The 21208-nt window shown below is 68.1% G+C and carries 24 protein-coding genes and 1 pseudogene; 18 read left to right on the top strand and 7 right to left on the bottom strand.

Going from position 1 to position 21208, the window contains the following annotated elements:
• Nucleotides 1–220 precede the first annotated feature (220 nt).
• On the bottom strand, nucleotides 221–1246 hold the full coding sequence (locus tag ACWGCN_RS34520; protein WP_378991035.1) for an HAD family hydrolase: 1026 nt from the start codon (nucleotides 1244–1246) through the stop codon (nucleotides 221–223).
• A gap of 88 nt (nucleotides 1247–1334) precedes the next feature.
• On the opposite strand from ACWGCN_RS34520, the gene ACWGCN_RS34515 reads away from it, so the two are divergent.
• The 5 genes from ACWGCN_RS34515 (at nucleotide 1335) to ACWGCN_RS34495 (ending at nucleotide 6834) form a co-directional block, all read left to right on the top strand.
• The gene (locus ACWGCN_RS34515) at nucleotides 1335–1616 is read left to right on the top strand and encodes a glutaredoxin family protein (RefSeq protein WP_378991033.1); all 282 of its coding nucleotides are present in this window, start codon (nucleotides 1335–1337) and stop codon (nucleotides 1614–1616) included.
• Between the two features lie 206 nt (nucleotides 1617–1822).
• Complete coding sequence (locus tag ACWGCN_RS34510; RefSeq protein WP_378634153.1) at nucleotides 1823–2686, top strand: redox-sensing transcriptional repressor Rex; 864 nt, start codon at nucleotides 1823–1825, stop codon at nucleotides 2684–2686.
• 76 nt (nucleotides 2687–2762) lie between these two features.
• On the top strand, nucleotides 2763–4235 hold the full coding sequence (locus tag ACWGCN_RS34505) for a glutamyl-tRNA reductase (RefSeq protein ID WP_379313521.1): 1473 nt from the start codon (nucleotides 2763–2765) through the stop codon (nucleotides 4233–4235).
• Nucleotides 4232–5263 carry a hydroxymethylbilane synthase gene (gene hemC, locus ACWGCN_RS34500; protein WP_378991031.1) on the top strand — a complete coding sequence of 344 codons (1032 nt, stop codon included), beginning with the start codon at nucleotides 4232–4234 and terminating at the stop codon, nucleotides 5261–5263. Before ACWGCN_RS34505 ends, hemC begins: the two co-directional genes overlap by 4 nt.
• Nucleotides 5260–6834 carry a bifunctional uroporphyrinogen-III C-methyltransferase/uroporphyrinogen-III synthase gene (locus ACWGCN_RS34495; protein WP_378634163.1) on the top strand — a complete coding sequence of 525 codons (1575 nt, stop codon included), beginning with the start codon at nucleotides 5260–5262 and terminating at the stop codon, nucleotides 6832–6834. Before hemC ends, ACWGCN_RS34495 begins: the two co-directional genes overlap by 4 nt.
• Nucleotides 6835–6890: 56 nt before the next feature.
• On the opposite strand, the gene ACWGCN_RS34490 is transcribed toward ACWGCN_RS34495, so the two are convergent.
• Nucleotides 6891–7169, bottom strand: a complete 279-nt coding sequence (locus ACWGCN_RS34490) for a hypothetical protein (RefSeq protein ID WP_364403472.1) — start codon at nucleotides 7167–7169, stop codon at nucleotides 6891–6893.
• 254 nt (nucleotides 7170–7423) lie between these two features.
• Here ACWGCN_RS34490 and ACWGCN_RS34485 point away from each other — a divergent pair, with 254 nt between their 5' ends.
• The 6 genes from ACWGCN_RS34485 to ACWGCN_RS34460 all read left to right on the top strand — a co-directional run bounded on the left by ACWGCN_RS34485 (nucleotide 7424) and on the right by ACWGCN_RS34460 (nucleotide 10908).
• On the top strand, nucleotides 7424–8602 hold the full coding sequence (locus ACWGCN_RS34485) for a serine hydrolase domain-containing protein (protein WP_452459904.1): 1179 nt from the start codon (nucleotides 7424–7426) through the stop codon (nucleotides 8600–8602).
• A gap of 42 nt (nucleotides 8603–8644) precedes the next feature.
• On the top strand, nucleotides 8645–9622 hold the full coding sequence (gene hemB, locus ACWGCN_RS34480; protein ID WP_378991027.1) for a porphobilinogen synthase: 978 nt from the start codon (nucleotides 8645–8647) through the stop codon (nucleotides 9620–9622).
• Complete coding sequence (locus ACWGCN_RS34475) at nucleotides 9619–10131, top strand: hypothetical protein (protein ID WP_378991025.1); 513 nt, start codon at nucleotides 9619–9621, stop codon at nucleotides 10129–10131. The genes hemB and ACWGCN_RS34475 overlap by 4 nt, the downstream gene beginning before the upstream one ends.
• A 59-nt stretch (nucleotides 10132–10190) precedes the next feature.
• Nucleotides 10191–10313, top strand: coding sequence for a hypothetical protein (locus ACWGCN_RS34470; protein ID WP_281258081.1), 123 nt, complete (start codon nucleotides 10191–10193; stop codon nucleotides 10311–10313).
• A 30-nt stretch (nucleotides 10314–10343) separates the two neighbouring features.
• Entirely contained in the window at nucleotides 10344–10607 is a 264-nt protein-coding gene (locus tag ACWGCN_RS34465) for a hypothetical protein (protein WP_378991024.1), read from the top strand.
• Nucleotides 10608–10683: 76 nt separating this feature from the next.
• Entirely contained in the window at nucleotides 10684–10908 is a 225-nt protein-coding gene (locus ACWGCN_RS34460; RefSeq protein ID WP_143875995.1) for a hypothetical protein, read from the top strand.
• Here the strand turns inward: ACWGCN_RS34460 and ACWGCN_RS34455 are convergent, their stop codons facing one another.
• Nucleotides 10909–11295, bottom strand: coding sequence for a hypothetical protein (locus tag ACWGCN_RS34455; RefSeq protein WP_452459903.1), 387 nt, complete (start codon nucleotides 11293–11295; stop codon nucleotides 10909–10911).
• Between the two features lie 207 nt (nucleotides 11296–11502).
• On the opposite strand from ACWGCN_RS34455, the gene hemL reads away from it, so the two are divergent.
• The 7 genes from hemL to ccsB all read left to right on the top strand — a co-directional run bounded on the left by hemL (nucleotide 11503) and on the right by ccsB (nucleotide 17858).
• Entirely contained in the window at nucleotides 11503–12822 is a 1320-nt protein-coding gene (gene hemL / locus ACWGCN_RS34450) for a glutamate-1-semialdehyde 2,1-aminomutase (protein ID WP_452459902.1), read from the top strand.
• Between the two features lie 119 nt (nucleotides 12823–12941).
• Nucleotides 12942–13559, top strand: a complete 618-nt coding sequence (locus tag ACWGCN_RS34445) for a histidine phosphatase family protein (protein WP_378943160.1) — start codon at nucleotides 12942–12944, stop codon at nucleotides 13557–13559.
• The gene (locus tag ACWGCN_RS34440; RefSeq protein WP_379318188.1) at nucleotides 13556–14197 is read left to right on the top strand and encodes a TlpA disulfide reductase family protein; all 642 of its coding nucleotides are present in this window, start codon (nucleotides 13556–13558) and stop codon (nucleotides 14195–14197) included. Before ACWGCN_RS34445 ends, ACWGCN_RS34440 begins: the two co-directional genes overlap by 4 nt.
• On the top strand, nucleotides 14194–14430 hold the full coding sequence (locus tag ACWGCN_RS34435; RefSeq protein WP_378991018.1) for a hypothetical protein: 237 nt from the start codon (nucleotides 14194–14196) through the stop codon (nucleotides 14428–14430). The genes ACWGCN_RS34440 and ACWGCN_RS34435 overlap by 4 nt, the downstream gene beginning before the upstream one ends.
• The gene (locus ACWGCN_RS34430) at nucleotides 14427–15242 is read left to right on the top strand and encodes a cytochrome c biogenesis CcdA family protein (RefSeq protein ID WP_378991016.1); all 816 of its coding nucleotides are present in this window, start codon (nucleotides 14427–14429) and stop codon (nucleotides 15240–15242) included. Before ACWGCN_RS34435 ends, ACWGCN_RS34430 begins: the two co-directional genes overlap by 4 nt.
• Nucleotides 15242–16870 (top strand): cytochrome c biogenesis protein ResB, encoded by a 1629-nt coding sequence (resB, locus tag ACWGCN_RS34425; protein WP_378991014.1) that lies wholly within the window; start codon nucleotides 15242–15244, stop codon nucleotides 16868–16870. Before ACWGCN_RS34430 ends, resB begins: the two co-directional genes overlap by 1 nt.
• A 31-nt stretch (nucleotides 16871–16901) precedes the next feature.
• A complete protein-coding gene (gene ccsB / locus ACWGCN_RS34420; RefSeq protein WP_452459901.1) occupies nucleotides 16902–17858 on the top strand; it encodes a c-type cytochrome biogenesis protein CcsB in 957 nt (318 codons plus the stop codon).
• Nucleotides 17859–18020: 162 nt separating this feature from the next.
• On the opposite strand, the pseudogene ACWGCN_RS34415 reads toward ccsB, so the two are convergent.
• From ACWGCN_RS34415 to ACWGCN_RS34400, 4 genes and pseudogenes are all read right to left on the bottom strand, one after another.
• A pseudogene (locus tag ACWGCN_RS34415) lies at nucleotides 18021–18665 on the bottom strand (tyrosine-type recombinase/integrase); the annotation flags it as partial.
• A 410-nt stretch (nucleotides 18666–19075) separates the two neighbouring features.
• Entirely contained in the window at nucleotides 19076–19279 is a 204-nt protein-coding gene (locus ACWGCN_RS34410; protein ID WP_452459900.1) for a helix-turn-helix transcriptional regulator, read from the bottom strand.
• Nucleotides 19276–20100: a DUF2637 domain-containing protein gene (locus ACWGCN_RS34405; protein ID WP_452459899.1), complete on the bottom strand. Its 825-nt coding sequence runs from the start codon at nucleotides 20098–20100 to the stop codon at nucleotides 19276–19278. The genes ACWGCN_RS34410 and ACWGCN_RS34405 overlap by 4 nt, the downstream gene beginning before the upstream one ends.
• A gap of 2 nt (nucleotides 20101–20102) precedes the next feature.
• Nucleotides 20103–20846, bottom strand: a complete 744-nt coding sequence (locus ACWGCN_RS34400; RefSeq protein WP_452459898.1) for a hypothetical protein — start codon at nucleotides 20844–20846, stop codon at nucleotides 20103–20105.
• Nucleotides 20847–21208 lie beyond the last annotated feature (362 nt).

Raw genomic sequence — 21208 nt, 5'->3', positions numbered from 1 at the left:
CGGTAGTCCCAGGCAGGGTTGAGGCTGTGTTTGTTGGAGCGCTGGCGCGCTCGAGTCGCGGCCCTGAGGGGCCGCCGGTTAGGCACCGGGGCTTGCTCCTTCGTCGCGTACGCACCGGCGCCTAACCGGCGACCCGGCCGCGACCGGCCACTTCGTGGCCGCCGCTCCCTAGGGGTCGCGGGTGCGGGGTTGGGTTAGTTGGGGTGTGGAAGACGGGGACTCAGTGTTCGCGGTGGCGGGCTACTACTGCTGCTACCGCGCCACCCGCGGCGCCCAGCGCCAGGGCGGTGGGGACGCCGATCTTGGCTGCTTTGCGGCCGGTGCGGAAGTCGCGGATTTCCCAGCCGCGGTTCTTCGCTACCTCGCGCAGGTCGGAGTCGGGGTTGATGGCGACAGCGGTGCCGACCAGCGACAGCATGGGGACGTCGTTGTGGCTGTCGGAGTAGGCGGTGCAGCGCTTGAGGTTGAGCCCTTCGCGGATGGCGAGGGTACGCACCGCGTGCGCCTTGCCGAGGCCGTGCAGGATGTCGCCGACCAGGCGGCCGGTGAACTTGCCGTCGACACTCTCGGCGACCGTGCCGAGGGCGCCGGTCAGACCGAGGCGTTTGGCGATCACATTGGCCAGCTCGACCGGGGTGGCGGTCACCAGCCAGACCTGCTGGCCGGCGTCGAGGTGCATCTGGGCGAGTGCGCGGGTGCCGGGCCAGATCTTGTCGGCGATGATCTCGTCGTAGATCTCCTCGCCGAGTGCCGCGAGTTCGGCCGTGGGGCGGCCCGCGATGAAGCTGAGCGCCTTCTCCCGGCCCGAGACCATGTCGGAGGAGTTCTCCTTGCCGGTGACCCGGAACTTCACCTGCTTCCAGGCGACGTCGACCAGATCGGAGGTCTTGAAGTACTTGCGCGCGGCCAACCCGCGAGCGAAGTGGACGATCGAGGCACCCTGCACGAGGGTGTTGTCGACGTCGAAGAACGCCGCGGCGGTGAGGTCGCGCGGAACCTCGGGGCCCGCGTCGGCACCCTGCTCGGCGAGCTCGGCATCGTGCAGCTCGAGCGCGGCGTCGGCGCTGGCCTCACCGGCCAGGTTGGCGCGTAACTCTTCTTCGCTCGGTCCGAACGGGCTGCGTGGCAGCCGTGCGAACTGTTCCTGCAGTTCCTGACCGAGGCGGCTGGGCTGCCACCGTGCAGGGAACTCCCCGAATCGCCCTGCGACGAATCCGGCCCTAGTCACCTTCGAACGTTCCGGCACCAGTACCCTCCGCTAGTCGCGCGAACCATGTCCACAGTAACCGGCTGCACCGACAACCCGCTGCGGGCTCGGGGATTAAATAGGGCTCATGACTAATCCCACACCGACGGTGACCCTGTTGACCCGCGCTGGTTGCGGCATGTGCAGCGCGGCACTGGAGCAATTGCGGATGATCTGTGGTGATTTCGGTCTCCCGGTCGCCACTGTAGACGTCGACGAAGCCGCGGTCAGGGAGCCGGAACTGCGTGCCGAATACGGTGATCGCCTGCCGGTGGTCCTGTTGAACGGCCGTGAACACAGCTATTTCGACGTCGATGAGCCCCGTTTGCGGGCGGACCTGAGCCGGATCGCTGGTCGCGACGGAAAATGAGGCCGAATTCACCGACTTTGTGAACGCCTGCACAAGCGGTTACGGTGGTGACACGCAATCCGCACCGCCGCTCCACGCGGCGGCGGTGGCCGGGTTTGTACCGCCCCTATGGCACCGGTCGCGCTCTCGTAATTGCAGCGACCCACACCGGTGAACGAAACAGAGGAACCGGACCGCGATCAGGCCCGGAACGAGGAGCCGACGACGTGACAGAGCAGCACGAGACGCCGAGTGGCGTCTCCGGCAAGGCTCTTGTGCGGGACATTCCGCAGGCCACGGTGACTCGTCTTGCTACCTATCTCCGGGTTCTCGCCGGGTTGGCCGACGAGGGTGTAGTCATCGTATCGAGTGAGGAACTCGCTGTCGCGGCGGGTGTCAATTCGGCGAAGCTGCGCAAGGATCTTTCCTTCCTCGGACCCAACGGTGTGCGGGGTGTCGGCTATGACGTAGCCAAGTTGCGCACCAGGATCGAAGATGTGCTCGGACTGTCGCAGGGACATCGGGTAGTGCTGATCGGCGCGGGCAATCTGGGTCGCGCGCTGGTCGGTTACGGCGGATTCGGGGTACGAGGCTTCACCGTGGTCGGGATCTTCGACAACGACCCGTCGGTGATCGGCCAGTCGTACGCCGGTCTCGTCGTGCGCGATGTCGAGCAACTGACCGCGCAGATTCCGGCGCTGACGCCGACGATCGCGGTGGTGGCCGTGCCCGACGAAGCCGCCCAGGACGTGTGTGACCGGCTCGTCGACGCCGGACTGCCGTCGATTCTGAGTTTCGCGCCGCTGGAACTGCGCGCGCCCGCCCATGTCCAGGTCCGCCGCGTCGACCTGGCGATGGAACTGCAGATGCTGTCCTTCGATGCCGCGCGCAACGACGCGCCCGCGCTGCCCGAGATCGCCGAGGTCGGCTCCGGCCGCGTCGCGCGCCGGGTACCGCCGCCGAACCACCTCACCCATGCCGCACCGGTCGAACCGGCCCGCGGCAGGCCGACGCGGCGTACCGCGCCGCACTCGGCCACGCCCCACTCGGCAACGGAGCCAAGCACCAAGGGATCGGTGATCACGCCATGAGCGAGCGCCAGCGAGCTGAACAGCGACACGGCGTGCGGACACGCATGACAGGGCACAGCGCCGGCGAGGTGTGGTCATGAGTGTTCTGCTGGTAGGGATTTCGCACCGCAGCGCCCCGGTGTCGGTGCTGGAGAAGGTGGCCATCAGTGAGGCCGATCGGCCGAAGCTGGTGGATCGGCTGCTCGCCTCGAGCCACGTGTCGGAGGCGATGATCGTCTCCACCTGCAACCGGGTCGAGGTCTACGCGGTCGTCGACGCCTTCCACGGCGGACTCGGCGAGGTGAGCGAGCTGCTCACCAAGCATTCCGGACTGCCGCTGGGCGACCTCACCAAGCACGCCTACGTGCGCTACAGCGAGGCCGCGGCCGAGCATCTGTTCGCGGTCGCCAGCGGCTTGGACTCGATGGTCGTCGGCGAGCAGCAGGTGCTCAGCCAGATTCGCAGCGCCTACGCCAGCGCCGACGGTCAGCAGGCGGTCGGGCGCACCCTGCACGAGCTGGCTCAGCACGGGTTGCGGGTCGGCAAGCGGGTGCACTCGGAGACCGGGATCGACCGGGCCGGTGCCTCGGTGGTGTCGGTGGCGCTGGATCGGGCGCGCGGTGTCGTGGGCGATCTCGCCGGACGGACCGCCGTGGTGGTCGGTGCGGGTGCGATGGGCGGGCTGGCCGTCGCGCATCTGTCGCGGGCCGGGATCGGGCGCATCATCGTCGTCAACCGGACCCTCGAACGCGCACAGCGTCTCGCCGAGACCGGGCGCACCATGCACGGTGTCGACGCCGAGGCGGTCGAGATGTCGCGGCTCACCGAGGCCATGGCGGGTACCGATGTGGTGATCACCTGTACGGGCGCGGTCGGGTCCGTGGTGACTCTGGCCGATACCCATCGCGCACTCGCGGGCCGGGCGCGCACCGACGCCGCCGAGCGTCCACTGGTCTTCTGCGATCTTGGCCTGCCCCGCGATGTGGAGCACGCCGTGGCAGGCCTGCCCGGCGTCGCCGTCATCGACATCGAATCGCTGCAGCGCGATCCGGCCGCGGGAGCCGCGGCCGACGACACCGCCGCCGCGCGCGTCATCGTCGCCGACGAACTCGCCAAATACCTTGCCGGGCAACGCATGGCGGAGGTCACTCCTACGGTGGCCGCGCTGCGTCAGCGTGCCGCCGATGTGGTGGAGGCCGAACTGCTCCGCCTCGATTCGCGGCTGCCCGACCTGGCCGACCCGGCCCGCGACGAGGTGGCGCGCACGGTGCGCCGCGTCGTCGACAAGTTGCTGCACGCGCCGACCGTGCGGGTGAAGCAGCTGGCATCTACGCCGGGCGGCGACAGCTACGCCGAAGCGTTGCGTGAGCTGTTCGAACTGAAACCTGGTGCGGTACAAGCGGTTGCCGCCCCGATGGAGGTCGCCGCGGCGGAGTCCGCGCTGGCCGACGACTTCACCGCAGGCCACCTCGGCGATGGGCCGTCACGCTTGACCGAGTCAAGACCCGACACAGGCAGCATGCGAAACCACGCAGCGCCGCTCGGGCATGCGCAGGAGGAAACCGCATGACCACGACAGTGCAGGAAGAGGACACCGTGACCGCAGGCAGCAGCAGTGCGCCGTGGCGGATCGGCACGCGCGGCAGTCTGCTCGCGCTGACACAGGCGGGCACCATCCGTGATGCGCTGATCGCGGCGGGGCAGCCCGCCGAACTGGTGGTCATCAAGACACCGGGCGATCTGTCCTCGGATCCGGTGCAGAAGATCGGTGTCGGGGTGTTCACCTCCGCGCTGCGCGACGAGCTCGCCGCGGGCGGCATCGACATCGCGGTGCATTCCTATAAGGACCTCCCCACCGCGCAGGACCCGCGCTTCACCATCGCCGCGATCCCGCCCCGCGAGGACCCGCGCGACGCGCTGGTGGCTCGTGACGGCATGGTGCTCGGCGAACTGCCCGCCGGTGCTCGCGTCGGGACCTCGGCCCCCCGCCGCGCTGCGCAGCTGCGCGCACTCGGCCTCGGCCTCGACATCCTTCCGCTGCGCGGCAATATCGACTCCCGCCTGCGCAAGGTGAGCGAGGGCGAACTCGACGCGATCGTCATCGCCCGCGCCGGCCTGTGCCGGATCGGGCGCACCGACGAGATCACCGAATCGCTCGAACCGGTGCAGATGCTGCCCGCCCCCTCGCAGGGCGCGCTCGCGGTCGAATGCCGCAGTGACGACCCGCAATTGATCGAGATACTCGCCGGTCTGGACGATGCCGCGACCAGAGCCGCGGTGCTCGCCGAGCGTTCGCTGCTCGGTGAGCTCGAGGCAGGCTGCACCGCGCCGATCGGAGCGCTCGCCGAGATCGTCGAGTCGATCGACGAGGACGGCCGGATCTTCGACGAACTCTCGCTGCGCGCCTGTGCCGCCGCGATCGACGGCTCCGATGTCCTCCGCGCCTCGATCGTCGGCGCGCCGAAAGACGCGGCCGAACTCGGTCGCACGTTGGCGCGCGAACTGCTGGACCTGGGTGCTCGCGCATTGCTGAGCGTCACAGACGAACCGGCGCCCACCGACTTCACTAATTCCAGCCCGATGGAGAACAACCGATGAGCAGCAGCCGAGCTACCAAGAAGCAACCAGGGCGGATCCTCTTCGTCGGATCCGGCCCCGGCGACCCGGCCCTGCTGACCGTGCGTGCCCGTGAGGTGCTCGAGCGGGCGATGCTGGCCTTCACCGACCCCGATGTCGACAAGGGCGTGCTCGCCCTGATCGGTAGCGCGGTCGAGGTGGGCGAGGACGGCGAGAGCCCGGTCGACGTGCGGCCCGCCCTCGGCGAACCCGCCGAGGTGGCCAAGACGCTGATCGCCGAGGCGCGCAACGGTCACGACGTGGTCCGCATCGTCACCGGCGACCCGTTGACCACCGATTCGGTGATCAACGAGGTCAACGCCGTCACCCGCTCGCACATGGTGTTCGAGGTGCTGCCGGGCCTGCCCAACGGCTCGGCCGTGCCCAGCTACGCGGGCATCGCGCTGGGCTCCGGGCACACCGAGGCCGATGTGCGCGGCGAGGTCGACTGGTCGGCGCTGGCCGCCGCCCCCGGCCCGCTGGTGCTGCACGCCACCTCCGGTCACCTGGCCGAGACCGCCAGCGCGCTGGTGGAACACGGTATGGCGCCGCAGACGCCGGTCGCGGTCACCGTGCGTGGCACCACTCGTCAGCAGCGCACCATCGAGGCCACGCTGGCCTCGCTGAACAACGCCGCGTCCGAGCTCGTCGGCCCGCTGGTCGTGACGGTCGGCAAGGAAGTCGACAAGCGCGCCAAGATGTCGTGGTGGGAGTCGCGTGCTCTCTACGGCTGGACCGTGCTCGTCCCGCGCACCAAGGATCAGGCGGGGGAGATGAGCGAGCGGCTCGTCACCCACGGCGCGATCCCGATCGAGGTGCCGACCATCGCGGTGGAGCCGCCGCGCAGCCCCGCCCAGATGGAACGGGCCGTGAAGGGTCTGGTCGACGGGCGCTACCAGTGGGTGGTGTTCACCTCCACCAACGCGGTGCGCGCGGTGTGGGAGAAGTTCGCCGAGTTCGGATTGGACGCTCGCGCGTTCTCCGGTGTGAAGATCGCCTGTGTCGGCGAGGCCACCGCGGAGCGGGTGCGCTCCTTCGGTATCAACCCCGAACTGGTGCCCAGCGGCGAACAGTCCTCCGAGGGCCTGCTCGCCGACTTCCCGCCCTACGACGACGTGTTCGATCCGGTGAACCGGGTGCTGTTGCCCCGCGCCGACATCGCCACCGAGACCTTGGCCGAGGGCCTGCGTGAGCGCGGCTGGGAGATCGATGACGTCACCGCCTACCGCACGGTGCGCGCCTCGCCGCCGCCCGCGGAGACCCGCGAGATGATCAAGACCGGCGGTTTCGACGCGGTCCTGTTCACCTCGTCCTCCACGGTGCGCAACCTGGTCGGCATCGCGGGCAAGCCGCACGCTCGCACCATCGTGGCCTGCATCGGCCCGAAGACCGCGGAGACCGCGATCGAGTTCGGTCTGCGTGTGGACGTGCAGCCCGAGACGGCTCAGGTGGGCCCACTGGTGGAGGCACTGGCCGAGCACGCGTCGCGCCTGCGCGCCGAGGGCTTGCTGCCGCCGCCGCGTAAGAAGAGCCGCCGCAGCAGCAGCCGCTGATCTCAGCAGATACCCCGAAAGCCCGCCCGCAACGGCGGGCTTTCGGCGTATCGAGGTCATCGGCTGTAGCGCAGCAGTGTGCGCACGAGCCGGCAGGTGGCATCGGACGGCGGGCGGATGTCGATCTTCTCGGCGGTGCGCCGGATCGTGTCGTTGGTGGCCTGATTGGGTAGGTACACACCGGAATCCAGCAGCGCGATCGTCAACCGCATGGCCTTGAGCCGACGGTTGTGCGCCACGTACCAGCGGCGCGGACGGCCCGCGGGCAGTCGCTTCTTCTCGAGCGGCACGTACGGCGCGGTGATGAAAGTGGTCTGAGCGGCAATGGCATTCATTCGGCGTCCTCCCGTTGCGTTTGGGTCCCGCCCCCGATCGTCGGAACCCTCGAACACGCTTTCGATTATACCGAGGGGCACCGACAGGTTTCGTCGATCTCTCGCGGAAGCCATTGAGCTCCAGTGGGTTTCGATGTTATCCACAGGTTCGCCGCGACCGGTCGCCGACCTCGGCGTAGCGCCGCGCGTGGTGATTCGCGGGTAGCTGTCGGACCGCTGTGGTCTAGTAGCGCAAGGCAACCCGGGGAGAGGCGATGACGGTGAACGAGATCGACAAGCGGCTCGGCGCGCACGTCGCGGCGGACGAACTGCTCGGCCTGGCATGGCTCGTGGCAACCGGAGACGACGTCATCACCGGCGCCATCGGCCACCTCGACGCCACCCGCACCACCCCGACGCGCACCGACACCATCTTCCGGATCTCCTCGATGACCAAACCGCTCACCGCGGCGGCGGCCTCGATTCTGATCGACGACGGCGTACTCGATCCGGCCGAACCGGTCGACCGGCTCCTCCCGGAACTCGCCGGCTTACGTGTACTCGCGCACCCCACCGCCGAAGTCGCCGACACGGTCGCGGTGAACCGCCCGATCACCGTCGGCGACCTGCTCACCTTCCGCCTCGGCTGGGGCATGGATTTCGCCGACTTCGCACCCAAGCCGTTCGACGCCGCCTGGAGTGCCCTCGACCTCGGCTGGGGCCCGCCGACGCCCGCGCGGATGTTGCCTCCGGACATCTGGCTGCGCCGGCTCGGCACCCTGCCCCTGCAGTATCAGCCCGGCGAACGCTGGCTCTACCACGTCGGCGCGTCGATCCTCGGATTCCTGGTCGCCAGGGCAGCGAGCAAACCGCTCTCGGAATTCCTGGCCGAGCGTGTCCTGCGCCCACTCGGCATGACCGACACCGGTTTCTCCGTCCCGCCTGACAAGCTGGCCCGATTCGGCCCGCATTACTCGGAAACAGACGGCACCCGCACCGTCTTCGACCCCGTCGACGGCCAATGGAGCACTCCACCCGACTTCGAAGGGGGCGGTGACGGCCTGGTCTCCACTCTCGCCGACTACTACCGCTTCGCGCGGATGCTGCGCGACGGCGGCGAACTCGACGGCATCCGGGTGCTGTCCGAGCGAGCCGTCGCGGCCATGACCACCAACCACCTCACCGCCGAGCAACTGGCCCGCGGCGGACCCGGCCCCGGCGACAGCGCGGGGTGGGGTTACGGCGTCGGTGTCCAGTTACGCGACCAACCCGACGGCCCACGCGCAGGTGCCTACGGCTGGGCAGGCGGTCTCGGCTCGACCTGGTCCAATGACGGCGCGGTGACGGCGATCCTGCTCACCAACGAAACGTGGAGTTCGGCCGGCCCGTCCCCGGTCTTCGCAACTTTCGAGCAGATTCTGGGCGAAACCGCCCGCCGTCGCGACCCGTTGTAGGCGCTGCGGCGACCATCGGGGGACAGGCGTATTCTGCGGGCTATGACCGCTTTCGACCGCCCGCGGCGGTTGCGCAGGACACCCGCATTGCGTCGACTCGTCGCCGAGACCACGCTGCAGCCGCGTCAGTTGGTACTGCCGATGTTCGTGGCCGACGGACTCGACGAGCCGCGGGAGATCAGCTCGATGCCGGGGGTGTATCAGCACACGCTGGACTCGCTGCGCAAGGCCGCCGTGGAATCGGTGGCCGCCGGGGTGGGCGGACTGATGCTGTTCGGTGTGCCGCTGTCCGAGGACAAGGACGCCACCGGCAGCCAGGCCAGTGATCCGAACGGAATCCTGAACCGCGGTCTGCGCGCGCTGGCCGAAGAAGTCGGGGACGCGACGGTCATCATGGCCGACACCTGCCTCGACGAATTCACCGACCACGGCCACTGCGGGGTCGTCGGCACCGATGGCGCGGTCGACAACGACGCCACCTTGCACCGCTACGTGGAGATGGCGCTGTCGCAGGCCGAAGCCGGTGCCGATCTGCTCGGAACCAGCGGCATGATGGACGGACAGGTCGGCGCGATCCGGCGTGGGCTCGATGCGGTCGGGCGCACCGACACCGCCATCCTCGCCTACGCGGCCAAGTACGCCTCGGCCTTCTACGGCCCCTTCCGTGAGGCCGTCGGCTCGTCGCTGGAAGGCGATCGCCGCACCTACCAGCAGGATCCGGCCAACCGCCGCGAGTCGCTGCGCGAGCTCGACCTCGACCTCGCCGAGGGCGCCGACATCGTGATGGTGAAGCCCGCGATGTCCTACCTCGACATCCTGCGCGACGTCGCCGACCGTTCCACCGTCCCCGTCGCGGCCTATCAGATCTCCGGCGAGTACGCGATGATCACCGCCGCCGCCGAGCGTGGCTGGATCGATCGCCGGGCCTCGATCCTGGAGTCGCTGATCGGCATCCGGCGGGCAGGCGCGGACATCGTGCTCACCTACTGGGCGACCGAGGCAGCACACTGGCTGTCGTGATCGTTCCGCCGAACAAACCCGAAACCCTTCCCGTGCCGGAGGACGTCGGCACCGCCCGTCAGCTGTGGTGGGGAATCGCCGGCCTCGGTGTCGTCTACACCTTCGCCAGTGTCATCACCATGACCGGGGAGCGCGACAAGCTCAGCAAGCAGTTCCTCGACGAGATGCACAAGTCGGATCCGAACTTTCCGGCGTCGACCGTCGACGTGATGGTGCTGGTGGCTTTCGCGCTGACCGCGCTGGTCGGGGTGCTGCTGGCCGGTGTCACCGTGGCGATCGCGCATCAGCTCGGCCGTGGCAAGAGCTGGGCGCGCACGGTGCTCACTGTTGTCGCGATCTGGCTCGGACTCGGCGCCGTCGCCACCATGTTCAGCTTCTCCGCGGTCGCCAATCCCGCGACGATCGTGGCGGGCGGCTCGGCGATCGTGCAGGGCGTGCTCGCCGCGGGGGCCGCGTTCCTCAGCTACCGGCCCGAGTCGACGAAGTACTTCCAGTCCCGCCGGAAGTGACACCACACAGTGTATGGTGAGGATTGTCACACCGGTTGAGCGCCGGGGGAGCGGAGGCAATGATGCGCGTGGTGATCGAGCAACCACACAGCCTGCGACGCGACCTGTTGGTGATCGGGCTGATGGTTGTACTCACCCTCGCCGTCATCGCGCTGATTCTGCTACCGAGCCTGGTCGGCTGATTCGATCTCGCCCCTGGCAGGATCGCAGGAATGAGACGCTGGATCGCGCTGTTCGAACTCGGCTTCGCCGTGCTCTTCCTTGCCTGCGCGATCGTCAGCTGGCGCGCCGCACGGCGCACGACCGAATTCGCCGGCACCGATGAGCACCCCGGGTTCGAGGCGGTGCGCTACGTGCCGCCGTTGCTGTTACTCGCCTGTGCGCTGGTGATCGTGAGCGGGGTGCTGGTCATCGATGTCGTCACCAGGATCTACCGCGGATCTGTAGCACCGCGCGATCTCGAACCGATGATCTAGAGGAAGCCGAATTCCGATGTGTGCGTGGGGGTTCGGGACGCGAGCTCGCACCGCGGGCTCCCTCGAGGAGGAATCGATGACCAGACTGACCGCAGGAATCTGTACCGTCGCCGCCGCGGTGGCGACGATCGCCCTGGCCGCGGCGCCCGCCCAGGCCGCCCCCGGCCTGCCGCTCACCCCGATGATCGCCGAGCCGGCCGCCGACGGTTTCGCCCCGGAGACCGGCTCGAGCGGCATCTACAACGGCATCATGTGCCAGCTGCACACGATCTCGGCCGAAGTGCCCTGCATGTACACCTGATCAGCTGGTCCACTGCTGGTAGACGTCGACGATGCGGCCGCCGCGCGTGCCGGGCGCGTTCAGGAAGACGGAGATGGTGCCGTCGGGATGGGCCGCCGCTTCCGTCACCACCTGACGCAGGGTGGCGTGGATGCCGCCGTCGGCGTCGCGGTACAGATCGCTGTCGGGATGCAGACCCGCGCCGATCCGATTGGCGGGTACGAGCATCGCGGTGATCGCCGGAATCGGCCCCGCCCCGAGGGCCGCGGTCTCCTCGTGGCTGAGTTGGGCACCGATCCGATCGGGCTGGGCCTGTGGTGCGAACGCGGTGGCCGAACCCGCGCCGAGTAGCACTCCCGCCGCGACGAATCCTGTGCCAAGGGCAGTGCTGGTGACGCCGAAACGCATGAAATACCCTCTCGCTGATACCTGATTTCCCTATGGCTCAGGTGCTGAGCCGCCCGGAGCGTAGTCGCAGGCCAATGGGCCTAGATCGAATTCTTTCCCGGATCGGGGCGGCGTGTCGGGCGTGTCGTCGGTGGGTCGCTGCGGTCTGGGTCACTGTGCTCCACCCTGTCGTCCGGCGTGCCGAGGCGAACTGAGACACTGGAATCCGTGAGTCTTACGCAGGTACCGGTTTCGGCCCAGCTCTTCGAGCGGGCGGCCGCCGTGATCCCGGGTGGCGTCAATTCCCCGGTTCGTGCGTTCAACTCGGTCGGCGGTACGCCACGGTTCATCACCTCCGCGAGCGGCTACACGCTCACCGATGCCGACGGCAACGACTACGTCGATCTGGTGTGCTCATGGGGGCCGATGATCCTCGGTCACGCCCACCCCGTCGTCGTCGAGGCCGTGCAGAAGGCCGCGACGAGCGGACTGTCGTTCGGTGCGCCGACCGAGGCCGAGATCGAGCTGGCCGAGGCCATCGCCGCCCGCGTCGACCCCGTCGAGCGGGTCCGCCTGGTGAACTCCGGTACCGAGGCGACGATGAGCGCGGTCCGCTTGGCCCGCGGTTTCACCGGCCGATCCAAGATCATCAAATTCTCCGGCTGCTACCACGGTCACGTCGACGCGTTGCTGGCCGACGCGGGCTCCGGTGTCGCGACCCTCGGTCTGCCGACCTCGCCCGGCGTCACCGGCGCGCAGGCCGCCGACACCATCGTGTTGCCCTACAACGACCTCGCCGCCGTCGCCGCTGCCTTTGAAGCGCACCCAGGCCTGATCGCCTGCGTCATCACCGAGGCCGCCGCGGGCAACATGGGCGCGGTCGCGCCGCTGCCCGGCTTCAACGAAGGTCTGCGCACCCTCGCCCACGACAACGGCGCGCTGCTGATCATGGACGAGGTGATGACCGGATTCCGGGTCAGCGCGTCGGGTTGGTACGGCCGCGAAGGCGTCGCCGGTGACCTCTACACCTTCGGCAAGGTGATGAGCGGTGGCCTGCCCGCCGCCGCGTTCGGCGGTCGCGCCGAGATCATGAACAACCTCGCCCCGCTCGGCCCGGTGTATCAGGCGGGCACGCTGTCCGGTAACCCCGTCGCCGTCGCCGCGGGCCTGGCGACCCTGCGTGCGGCCGACGACGAGGTGTACGCGGCGCTGGACCGCAATGCCGATCGTCTGGGCGCGTTGTTCGCGAAAGCCCTGACAGAGGCCGGTGTCGAGCATCAAGTCCAGTTCGCAGGCAATATGGTGAGCGTGTTCTTCGCCGAGCGTCCGGTGACCGATTACGCCGCCGCCAAAGCGAGCCAGACCTGGCGTTACCCTGCCTTCTTCCACGCCCTGCTCGACGCGGGCGTGTACGCGCCGCCGAGCGCGTTCGAGGCATGGTTCGTCTCCGCGGCACTCGACGAGGACGCGTTCGACCGTATCGCCGCCGCTCTGCCCGCCGCCGCCCTCGCGGCCGCGGCCGCAACCCCCGAAGGATCCCCAGCGTGAGCTCCGACCAGCCCGACGCAGAATTCGCCCCAGTCCCGGCGGATAGCGACGAGGCGCCCCATCCTGCCCCCGCCGCCGCACCTCCCGCCCTCGACGACGACCCGTCGAGTGTCGAAACCATCGTGCACGTGCTGCGCCACGGCGAAGTGCACAACCCGAACGGCATCCTCTACGGTCGCCTGCCCGGCTTCAGCCTCTCGGTGGCCGGTCGCTCGCAGGCCGGTGCCGTCGCGCGTTCGCTGGCCGATCACGACATCGCGATGGTGATCGCCTCCCCGTTGCAGCGCGCCCAGGAGACCGCGGCGCCGATCGCGGCCGCCCACGACCTGATCGTGCGCACCGACGAGAACCTGATCGAAGCGGGCAACACCTTCGAGGGCCTGCGCGTCTCCGTCGGTGACGGTGCGCTGCGCAAGCCGCGGCACTGGTGGAAGCTGCGCGACCCATTCACCCCGTCCTGGGGTGAGCCGTATCTGCAGATCGCTCATCGCATGCTCGCCGCGGTGAACAAGGCCCGCGTCGAGGCCGCCGGTCACGAGGTGGTGCTGGTCTCGCATCAGCTGCCCGTGTGGACGCTGCGCCGCTTCCTGCAGGGTCAGCGGTTGTGGCACGACCCGCGCAACCGGCAGTGCTCGCTGGCGTCGCTGACCTCGCTGGTCTACCACGGCGACACGCTCGTCGACATCGTCTATTCCGAGCCCGCCGGGGCGTCGGATCCGTCGGTCCACGGCGCATGACACGCTGCACCTCGTCGGGAACCGCCCGTGGCCGTCGGCCGCGGGCGCTGACCGCCGTTCTGTCCGCCCTGCTGGTGATCATCGCCGCGGCGGGCTGTTCGACGGGTACCGATGCGGTCGCCACCGGTGGTGGGACCTTCGAATTCGTCTCACCCGGTGGTAAAACGGATATCTACTACGATCCGCCCGCCACGCGCGGGACGATCGGCACGCTCTCGGGGCCCGATCTGATGAACGAGGGAAAGACCGTTTCGGTCGACGATTTCCCGAACCAGATCGTGGTCGTGAACCTGTGGGGACAGTGGTGTGGCCCGTGCCGCGCCGAGTCGCCCGCTCTCGAAAAAGTCTTCGCGGCGACCAGAGATCAAGGCGTCGCGTTCCTGGGGATCAACGTCCGTGACCATCAGCGCGACAAAGCCCAGGACTTCGTAGTGGACAACAAGATCGAATACCCGTCCATCTACGACCCGTCGATGCGGACCTTGCTCGCTCTCGGCGGAAACTTTCCCACCAGTGTTATTCCGACCACGTTGATCCTGGATCGTCAGCACCGGGTCGCCGCGGTCTTCCTTCGCTCGCTATTGGCCGAAGACCTTCAGCCCGTGGTCGAGCGCATCGCCGCCGAGGAGAAGCAGTGAGCAGCCGTCGTCGTCCAGGAAATCTGACCGCGTGTCGTCCCCGTCAGGGCGCCCGCCGAATGGGTGCGGGCTGGACGGTCGACGACCGTTGGGCCGGTATCGCGACCGTGCCGCGCAGTGTCGCCGGCGCCGGTCTGTTCGATTTCGGCCCCGCTGATCCGGCCGAGACCGAGCGAACCCTGTCGTTGCCGCGCGACGAGCAGCATGACATGGATACGGACACCGACGAGTGATTCCGCTCGCCGCAGTCGGGGATTCCTTCCAGCAGACGGCGGCATCGGGTCCGCTTCTGCTGGCGCTGGGAGCCTGCCTGCTCGCGGGCCTGGTGTCGTTCGCTTCACCGTGTGTCGTGCCGCTCGTCCCCGGCTATCTGTCCTACCTGGCCGGGCTGGTCGGTGCCGAGGCGCCGCCTGCCACCAACGCGCAGGCGAGCACGCTCACCGCGCAGCGCCGTAGCGCGAAGATGCGGGTGGCCGGTGCCGCCGGGCTGTTCGTCGCCGGGTTCACGGTGGTGTTCGTGCTGGCCACGGCCACTGTTTTCGGCGTGATCCAGACCCTCAATGTGAATCGGGAACTGCTGCAGCGCATCGGCGGTGTGGTGACGATCCTGATGGGTCTGGTGTTCATCGGCCTGGTCCCCGCCCTGCAGCGCGACACGCGGATGGAGCCGCGCAGGCTCACCAGCATCCTCGGCGCGCCGCTGCTCGGCGGGGTGTTCGCGCTCGGCTGGACCCCGTGTCTGGGGCCCACCCTGTCGGGTGTGATGGCGGTGTCCGCGGGTACCGAGGGCACCACCGCCGTGCGCGGGGTGACGTTGATCGTCGCCTACTGCCTCGGTCTCGGGCTGCCGTTCATCGTGCTGGCCTTCGGGTCGGCCGGTGCGTTGCGCGGGGTCGGCTGGCTGCGGCGCAATTCGCGCACCATTCAGGTAATCGGGGGTTTTCTGCTCGTCGCCGTCGGCGTCGCGCTGGTCACGGGGGCATGGGATCAGTTCGTCGGCTGGGTGCGTGACGGGTTCGTCTCCGAGGTGACTCTTCCGATCTGATGACTGACACGCTGACCACACCGACCACCCCCACCCCGCCCGTCCGGCAGTCGCTGCTGGGCCGGGCCTGGGCCCTGGTCCGTAATTCCTGGCGCGGCCTCACGAGCATGCGCACCGCACTGGTGCTGCTGTTCCTGCTCGCGCTGGCCGCCATCCCCGGCGCCCTGCTGCCGCAACGCAGCCTCAACGCGCAGAAGGTCGACCAGTACATCGCCGACCGTCCGACACTGGGTCCGTGGATGGACCGGTTCGAACTGTTCGACGTGTTCGGCAGCTTCTGGTTCACCGCCATCTACGTGCTGCTGTTCATCTCGCTGGTCGGCTGCATCCTGCCGCGCTGCTGGGACCACTACCGGGCACTGCGTACCCCGCCGGTGCCCGCGCCGCGCAACCTCAGCCGGTTGCCGCACCACTCCAGCGAAACCGACGACCGGACTCCCGACGAGGTGATCGAGGCCGCCAAGGCTTCCTTGCGTGGGTGGCGGACCGAGGTGCGCCCCGGTCAGCGCGACGGCGAGGTGACGCTGTCCGCGGAGAAGGGCTATCTGCGCGAGTTCGGCAATCTGGTGTTCCACCTGTCGCTGGTGGGGCTGCTCGTCGCGATCGCGCTGGGCAAGCTGCTCGGGTACGAGGGCAATGTCATCGTGATCGCCAACGACGGTCCCGGTTTCTGCACCACCTCGCCCGCGGTGTTCGACTCGTTCCGCGCCGGCAACACCAACGACGGCACCGGCATGACGCCGCTGTGCATCAAGGTGAAGGACTTCAAGGCCGACTACCTGCCCACCGGCCAGGCCGAGATGTTCCACTCGAACATCGAGTACCAGGCGGGCGCGGACCTGAGCACCGACACGTGGCGCAGCACCGAGCTCCAGGTGAACCATCCGTTGCGGGTCGCCGGTGACCGCGTCTACCTGCAGGGGCACGGCTTCGCGCCGACGTTCACCGTCACCTTCCCCAACGGGCAGACCCGCACCGAGACCATCCAGTGGCGGCCCGACGACGCGCAGACCTTCTTGTCCAGCGGTGTGCTGCGCATCGACCCGCCCGGCGGCATGTACGCCACCGACGAGGAACGTCGGCAGAACCAGATCGCCATCGAGGGCCTGTTCGCGCCGACCGCGATGTTCCACGGCAGCCTGCTCACCTCGTCGTTCCCCCGTATGGACGACCCGGCGGTCGCGGTCGATGTCTACCGCGGCAATACCGGTCTCGACACCGGGCGTTCCCAGTCGCTGTTCTCGCTGGACCCGGAGATGATCAAGCAGGGTCGGTTGACCAAGGAGGCGCGGGTCAACCTGCGTCCCGGCGAGTCGACCACGTTGCCGAGCGGAGCGAAGGTCACCTTCGACGGCGCCGAGGAATTCGTGAACCTGCAGGTCTCGCACGATCCGGCCCAGCAGTGGGTGCTGGTGAGCGCGCTGACGATGATGGCCGGTCTGCTGGTGTCGCTGTTGCTGAAACGGCGACGGATCTGGATCCGGGCGTACCCGGTCGAGGCCGCGGCGGGTACCGTGGGTCAACGACGCGCCGTAGTAGAAATGGGCGGCCTGGCCAGAAGCGATCAAGCGGGCTGGGGCGCCGAGTTCGATCGACTGCGGACACGGCTGCTGGGAGCGGAGAAGTGATCCGCGCACTCGACATGGAGACGGAATCCTGATGCAGATCGACGAAACGCTGGCACGGTACAGCGACTTCGCGTTCATGTCGGCTATGGCCGTCTACGCCCTGGCCACGGTCCTGCTGATCGTGCAGTACGCCTCGGCGCGCGCCAAGCAGGTCGCCGCCCGCGAACTCGTCCCCGCCGGCGACCCCGGGTTACCCGGCAGGATCGAGACCCCCGAGGCCAAACCGCTCGCCGAACGGCTGGGCAACATGGCCTTCTCGGTGCTGGTGGTCGGCGCGGTCCTGCACATCGGTTCGATCGTGCTGCGCGGCTTCGCCACCCACCGCTTCCCGCTGGGCAACATGTACGAGTTCACCACCATGGCCACCGCGGCCGCCGTGGTGATCGGCCTGATCTTCCTGCGCGACCAGCGCTACCGGGCCATGTGGGCGTTCCTGCTGGTCCCCGTGCTGATTCTGATGTTCCTGGCAGGCACGGTCCTCTACGCCGACGCCGCCCCCGTGGTCCCCGCCCTTCGCTCGTTCTGGCTGCCGATCCACGTCACCATCGTCAGCATCGGCAGCGGCGTCTTCCTGGTCTCGGGCGTGGCCAGCCTGCTCTACCTGTTCCGCATGCGTCAGCCCGCGGGCGAGGAATCCACCAACATCCTCGGCATCATCGCCCGCCGCCTCCCCGACGCCCGCACCCTCGACCAGCTCGCCTACAAAACCACCATCATCGGTTTCCCCCTCTTCGGCGCGGGCGTCATCCTCGGCGCCATCTGGGCCGAAGCCGCCTGGGGCCGCTTCTGGGGCTGGGACCCCAAGGAAACCTGCTCCTTCATCGCCTGGGTCCTCTACGCGGCCTACCTGCACGCCCGAGCCACCTCTGGCTGGCGAGACACCAAGGCAGCCTGGATCAACATCGCCGGCTTCGTAGCGATGCTGTTCAACCTCTTCATCATCAACATGGTGATCAGCGGATTGCACAGCTACGCGGGCTTGAACTAGACGTCCGAAAACCCGCTCTGACCTGTGCATCAGCTTTGACCCTCCGAGACGGGATGGTCGGCCGACGCGAGTTGGGTACGCAGTGGCCTCCGGGCGAGACCGAATTTCGCTGGCCACCGCGGCGCGAGTGGACTGGTCGGCATCCGGCCACAAGTGGGCGTAGTACCGCAAAGTGGTGATGGCGCTGCCGTGCCGAACTCGAGCCTGGACGGTCTTGATGTCCGAGCCGTGCCGGATCAGCAGCGATGCGTAGTAGTGGCGGAGGTCCTGAAAGCTGAACCCGGCGGGAAGGTCTGGCACCTGGTCCTTGATCTGGCGAAGGTGCCAAGCAATCACCCACGGGGAGGTCGGCTTGCCGAGTTCGTCGCACACGACGTTGCGGCCGGAGCGTGCCTGTACCGAGGTCCGCAACATCTCGACCAGCTCTGGGGGAATCGGAACCGGCATATCGCTCGCATCCGTTTTCAGCGGTCGCTCGGGCCATTGGCGCTGCGGATACACCACGCCTTCGGTGAAATCGATGTCGTCGACCCACAACCCAGCGACTTCCGAGACCCGAAGGCCGACGTAGGCACCGAGTAGGACCGATACGCGAATGCTCTCGGGCATGGCGTGATAAAGCGCCCATACCTGCTCGGTAGTGGCCACGTAGACCTTTTGCTTGCCTGCTGGGGGAGAGGTTCGACGGGAACACGGGTTGTGAGCAAGCACCCTGTCGTGCACAGCATCGCCCAAGATCTGCGACAGCCGACTGTGGAGCGAATAGACGTAGCTGTCCGCGTGGCCTTGCTTCTTGAGCTTGACCATCCACTTCTTCACCGTAGAGGGACGAACGGCTGATAGCGGCATATCGCCGAATTCGGTTTTGATCTTGCGGATGTGCCACTTCGCCAATTCGACGGTCTTCGCACGCTTGCCGTAGCCCTGGATCCATTCGTCGCACCAATCTGCGACCGTTCGCTGGGCGTCGCGCGGTGCGATGTGAAGTCCCTGTACGAGTGCGGAGACCTGGCCGTCGAGCCAGGTTTGCGCGTCGGTCTTGCGGACGAATCTCTTGGAGATCTCCTTGCCCGCATTATCGACGTAGCGTGCGCGCCAGCGCTTGCCCATCCCGTGCAGTTTGGAGGGAACGCGCCGCACCGTGCCGTCGTCCTGGCGTTCGTCCTTCGTCCAGAGGTCTTCGACCCCGGCGCGGCGGTTCCGTCGTGCGGTCATGGTCAGGCGGCCCCGCCGGTCAGGGTGGCCTGCTCCTGCTCGTTGATCCACGCCAGAATCGCGCTCTCGCGCCAGACACGGCGACGGCCGAGCTTGAAGCTGGCCGGACCGGTCCCAATGTGCGCCCAGTAGCGCCATGTGCCTTCGGGGATGCCAGTCAGTTCGGCGCAGTCCTTGGCCTGGAGGTAACGGTCGGTGGTGTTCATTTGGTGGTCTCCATTTCGGTGGTGTGGGCCTGGGCGGCGATGAGCGTGCGGGTGATACTGGAAGCGCTCATGCCGACCTGTTCGGCGATGCGTGCGTGGGACAGTCCGTCGTCGTGACGCAGGCGCAGGATCTGTGCGACGGTGCCGGGATAGCGTCGTCCGGCCGGGTCTGCACTGCACACCGTTTCGGCGACTGTGAGCCACCGATCGGTGTGCACCGCCGCGGTGATCGCGGCCGGTTCGACCCGGTCGAGTTCGGGCGCTGGGTGGGTTTCACGCACCGAGACCGCGTGGACAGGTTCAGGTTTGTGCACTGGTTCCGCACTGCTGTGCACCAGCGGTGCGGAGTCGGTGCGTGGCGTGCGTGCGAGCACCAGCAGCGCGACGGTGGCTTGTCCGATCGCGCCGTCGATGATGACCGGGAACAGCCATGCCAGGTGTTCGCTCATCCCGACCTGTGAGGCCAGCTCGCGCAGAGCGTCGAACGAGAGCCGGAACGCGACCACGGCAATCAGCCCGGTCAGGACCACGACAGCCCAGTAGGCCAGGCTCGCCGAGGACCGTGCGCGGACGAGCAGGCCGACGCCGTGGGTTGCTGCGAGCAACGCTATCGGCGGGAAAGTCGCCACGATCGCGGCAACGACTTGCATTCCGGCCGGTGCGTTGAGTACTGCATGGACGGCGTTGCCGCCGATGGACATGGCAGCGACGAGGATCAGTTCACCCCAGAAGAACCGGATCGCGGAGACCTCGCCGGGGTCGCGTGGTGCGGGTTGTGCACTGACCGGTGCGGACCGGTGCACAGCATCGGTGTGGGCCATGGTCATGCTCCCTTCGCGGTGCGGCCGACGATGCGCAGACCCCGAGAACGCCCGGAAAGTTCGGCCGGGGTGGCAGCGGCGAAGGCGAGATCGGACCGGATGCGGGCCGCGGCGGTCCGCACGGTTTCGGGTCGACGAGCGCCGGTGCAGACCCACATGACGGTGTTGCAGCCATCGGCTTCGGCCTGAGCGACCAACCGTTCGAGCAGCTCGGCCAGCGGGCGCGCGGTGTGATCGCGGGTCACGTCGACCTTCACGGCCCAGACCGGTTCGGCGAAGTCCGCTCCGGCGTGCAACGCGAACGGGTTGGACGTGGCCAGCATCCGAGCGTCGTACGGGTAGCTACCGCGCTCGCCACGAGCGAGAGAGAGTTCACGCTCGCCGGTCCAGTCGCGCCAGCCGGTCGCACCGAGCGCGATGCGCGTTTCGGCAGCTGCACGACCACGAACAGACCACAAAGGGGAAGGTGTCCACTCTGGCAGCGACAGGCCGAAATGACGGGTGACCGCGCGCCGGGTAGGAATGACCCACTTCGGACCCGACGTGAGTTGGGACAGTTCGTGCGTAAGTCCAGCTGCGCGGAGGGCAGCCGCGGTTTCGTACGCGTGACTCAGGCCTCCGCCGAGGAAGTCGGCGAGCACGTCGAGCGGCATTGCTCGGTGTTGGACGAGGCCGACCAGGGCGCGGCTTTGGCGTGGGGTCAGGTTGCGGGTGCGTCCAGTTTTCTGGACAGAGCGGGTGCTCATTTCGGGTCCTCCTTCGCTGGTTTGGTGCCGCGTCGGCGGCGGTGGTTCGGGTTTGGGTTGCGGGTCGCGGCGCGCATCGTGCGGCGGGTGGTGCGGAACTCGGCCCATTCCATCGCTGGGAGACAGATTTCGACCCGGATGGAATGGTTCTGCCGCGGTCGAAGCAACACGATGACAAGGCGATTGCGGTACTCCGGTTCCGGTGATCGACGCCGAGGTGCCCGAGGAGTGCCCGAGGTGGGATGCTCCGCTTTTGATCCGGTCGGAAACCTGCTCTGATCTGCGCCTTCGGCGCAGGACTCACCCCCTCCCCGCTCCTGATTCTCTGTCGCTTCGCTGATTACAGAGAATCAGGAGCGGGG

It is taken from the genome of Nocardia sp. NPDC055050 (assembly GCF_053608345.1).
Note: the sequence above shows the minus strand (reverse complement) of the source record. Positions and strands in the feature narration are given on the sequence as shown.

Excerpts from the sequence above, each read along its gene's own strand:
- ACWGCN_RS34485 (WP_452459904.1), top strand. The coding sequence starts at position 7,424 with ATGACGGTGAACGAGATCGACAAGCGGCTCGGCGCGCACGTCGCGGCG.
- hemB (WP_378991027.1), top strand. The coding sequence starts at position 8,645 with ATGACCGCTTTCGACCGCCCGCGGCGGTTGCGCAGGACACCCGCATTG.
- resB (WP_378991014.1), top strand. The coding sequence starts at position 15,242 with ATGACTGACACGCTGACCACACCGACCACCCCCACCCCGCCCGTCCGG.
- ACWGCN_RS34410 (WP_452459900.1), bottom strand. The coding sequence starts at position 19,279 with ATGAACACCACCGACCGTTACCTCCAGGCCAAGGACTGCGCCGAACTG.
- ACWGCN_RS34465 (WP_378991024.1), top strand. The coding sequence starts at position 10,344 with ATGAGACGCTGGATCGCGCTGTTCGAACTCGGCTTCGCCGTGCTCTTC.
- ACWGCN_RS34515 (WP_378991033.1), top strand. The coding sequence starts at position 1,335 with ATGACTAATCCCACACCGACGGTGACCCTGTTGACCCGCGCTGGTTGC.
- ACWGCN_RS34440 (WP_379318188.1), top strand. The coding sequence starts at position 13,556 with ATGACACGCTGCACCTCGTCGGGAACCGCCCGTGGCCGTCGGCCGCGG.
- ACWGCN_RS34455 (WP_452459903.1), bottom strand. The coding sequence starts at position 11,295 with ATGCGTTTCGGCGTCACCAGCACTGCCCTTGGCACAGGATTCGTCGCG.
- ccsB (WP_452459901.1), top strand. The coding sequence starts at position 16,902 with ATGCAGATCGACGAAACGCTGGCACGGTACAGCGACTTCGCGTTCATG.
- ACWGCN_RS34505 (WP_379313521.1), top strand. The coding sequence starts at position 2,763 with ATGAGTGTTCTGCTGGTAGGGATTTCGCACCGCAGCGCCCCGGTGTCG.
- hemC (WP_378991031.1), top strand. The coding sequence starts at position 4,232 with ATGACCACGACAGTGCAGGAAGAGGACACCGTGACCGCAGGCAGCAGC.
- ACWGCN_RS34470 (WP_281258081.1), top strand. The coding sequence starts at position 10,191 with ATGATGCGCGTGGTGATCGAGCAACCACACAGCCTGCGACGCGACCTG.
- ACWGCN_RS34495 (WP_378634163.1), top strand. The coding sequence starts at position 5,260 with ATGAGCAGCAGCCGAGCTACCAAGAAGCAACCAGGGCGGATCCTCTTC.
- ACWGCN_RS34405 (WP_452459899.1), bottom strand. The coding sequence starts at position 20,100 with ATGGCCCACACCGATGCTGTGCACCGGTCCGCACCGGTCAGTGCACAA.
- ACWGCN_RS34400 (WP_452459898.1), bottom strand. The coding sequence starts at position 20,846 with ATGAGCACCCGCTCTGTCCAGAAAACTGGACGCACCCGCAACCTGACC.
- ACWGCN_RS34490 (WP_364403472.1), bottom strand. The coding sequence starts at position 7,169 with ATGAATGCCATTGCCGCTCAGACCACTTTCATCACCGCGCCGTACGTG.
- ACWGCN_RS34460 (WP_143875995.1), top strand. The coding sequence starts at position 10,684 with ATGACCAGACTGACCGCAGGAATCTGTACCGTCGCCGCCGCGGTGGCG.